We start from the raw sequence: 547 nt of genomic DNA, 5'->3' as shown, positions 1-547 counted from the left end.
GCGGGCAGGAGCGTCAGTTAATCTGGCAGGGCTGCGCAGGACCGAACATGAACGTGCGATCCGTTGCTTTCCCGTTCTGGGGCAGGGTGCTTCTGCTGGCCGGCATCCTCGGTCTGGTGCTGGGCGGCGGCCTTCTGACCTGGCGCTACATCGAGCGTCCGACCGTGCTCAAGCTGGCGGTCGGGTCGATCGATGGCGAAGCCGGCAAGACGGCATCGATCATCGCCAGCCATTTCGCCACCAGGAAGTCGCCGATCCGGCTGGATTTCGAGACCTTCGGCAACGCCGTCGATGCGGGCAAGGCATTCTCCTCCGGCAAGGTCGATCTCGCTGTGGTCCGGGCCGATGTCGGCGATCTCTCCGAGGCGCGCGCTGTTGCCGTCATGGCCAAGGCGGTCGTCATGCTGATCGCGCCTCCCGGCTCGAAAATCACCAGCGTCGAAGGCCTGCGCGGCCGCACCGTCGGTGTGGTGGGCGGCGAGGTCAATCGCAAGCTGGTCGATGCGCTCACCAAGCAATACGACCTGACGAGCGCGAGGGTCACATT

General features: G+C 65.3%; 1 protein-coding gene. It reads left to right on the top strand.

Annotation, left to right across the window (positions count from 1 at the left end; genetic code table 11):
- Positions 1–47 precede the first annotated feature (47 nt).
- On the top strand, positions 48–547 hold a 500-nt coding region (locus AC1DS5_RS25485), incomplete at its 3' end, for an ABC transporter substrate-binding protein (protein WP_477721027.1).

This window comes from Polaromonas sp. P4_H1, from assembly GCF_056400945.1.
The sequence above is the reverse complement of the archived record's forward strand: the minus strand, read 5'-3'. Positions and strand labels throughout refer to the sequence as shown.